Here is a 1,486-nt window from a genome sequence, read left to right as displayed (position 1 = left end):
CGGTCGCCGAGCGACTGGCCGACTGCGTGATCGCGACCAGCGACAACCCGCGCGACGAGGCGCCGGCGGCGATCCTGGCCGATGTCGCCGCAGGCTTCGCGGCGCCGGCCGCCGTCGAGGTGATCGAAGACCGCCGCGCGGCGATCGCCCGCGCGATCGGCAGCGCCGAGGCCCGCGACGTGCTGCTGATCGCCGGCAAGGGCCACGAGGACTACCAGGAGATCGCCGGCGTCAAGCAGCCGTTCTCCGATGTGGCCGAGGCGCGGCAGGCGCTTGCGGCGCGCGGGTTGGCGTCATGAGCGTGATGATGGACTTGCGGCTGGCGCATGCGCTGCTGCCGGGCTCGACGCTCGTCGGCGACCCGGCCACGCCGCTGTTGCGCGTGCACAGCGATACCCGCACGCTGCGCGCCGGTGACCTGTTCGTTGCGCTCAAGGGCGAGCGCTTCGACGCGCACGACTTCCTGCCGCAGGCGCGTGCCGCCGGCGCAGTGGCGGCGATCGCCGAGCACGGCCTCGCCGAGGCCGGCCTGGCCGGGCTGCACGTGGCCGACAGCCGCGCCGCGCTCGGCACGCTGGGCGCGAACTGGCGCGCCCGCATGAGCCTGCCGCTGATCGCCGTGACCGGCAGCAACGGCAAGACCACCGTGACGCAGATGATCGCGAGCATCCTGCGCGCCTGGGTCGGCGACGCGGCATTCGCGACCGAGGGCAACTTCAACAACGACATCGGCGTGCCGCTCACGCTGCTGCGGTTGCGCCAGGACCCCGACACCTGGCACCGCGCGGCGGTCGTCGAGCTGGGCATGAACCACGTCGGCGAGATCGCCCAGCTCGCGCGCATGGCCACGCCGACGGTCGCGCTGGTCAACAACGCCCAGCGCGAGCACCAGGAATTCATGGCCAGCGTCGAGGCGGTGGCCCGCGAGAACGGAGCGGTGATCGAGGCGCTGGGCGCCAACGGCACGGCGGTCTTCCCGTCCGACGACGCGCATGCCGCGGTATGGCAGGCGCTGGCCGGCACGCGGCCGACGTTGACGTTCTCGCTCGAAGGTCCGTCCGACCTGGTGGCCGAGGCGGTGTGGAGTGGCGACCATTGGGCTGCGGTCCTGCACACGCCGGCCGGCGCCACCGCGATCCGCCTGCGCGTGGCCGGCTGGCACAACGTGAAGAACGCGCTCGCCGCGACCGCCTGCGCCCTGGCGGCGGGCTGCCCGCTGGAGGCGGTGGCGCGTGGCCTCGAGGCCTTCGAGCCGGTGAAGGGCCGCTCGCAGGTCAAGGCCCTGCAGCGCGGCGGCCGCGCGGTGACGCTGGTGGACGACAGCTACAACGCCAACCCCGACTCGGTGCGCGCGGCGATCGACGTGCTGGCCACGCTGCCCGGCCCGCGCTGGCTGGTGCTGGGCGACATGGGCGAGGTCGGCGACCAGGGCCCGGCCTTCCACGCCGAGGTCGGCCGCTATGCGGCCGCTTGCGGCATCGACGCG

At 74.0% G+C, this 1,486-nt stretch carries 1 protein-coding gene and 1 pseudogene; both read left to right on the top strand.

Annotation, left to right across the window (positions count from 1 at the left end; all coding sequences use genetic code 11):
• Positions 1 to 299: pseudogene (locus tag x551_RS22110) on the top strand (UDP-N-acetylmuramoyl-L-alanyl-D-glutamate--2,6-diaminopimelate ligase); the annotation flags it as partial.
• On the top strand, positions 296 to 1,486 hold a 1,191-nt coding region (murF, locus tag x551_RS22105; RefSeq protein WP_036251567.1), incomplete at its 3' end, for a UDP-N-acetylmuramoyl-tripeptide--D-alanyl-D-alanine ligase. The pseudogene x551_RS22110 and the gene murF, both read left to right, overlap by 4 nt.

The sequence above is a fragment of the Methylibium sp. T29 genome (genome assembly GCF_000576205.1).
GTDB classification, from domain to species: Bacteria; Pseudomonadota; Gammaproteobacteria; order Burkholderiales; family Burkholderiaceae_C; genus Methylibium; species Methylibium petroleiphilum.
This window is presented reverse-complemented; position numbering and strand designations above follow the sequence as displayed.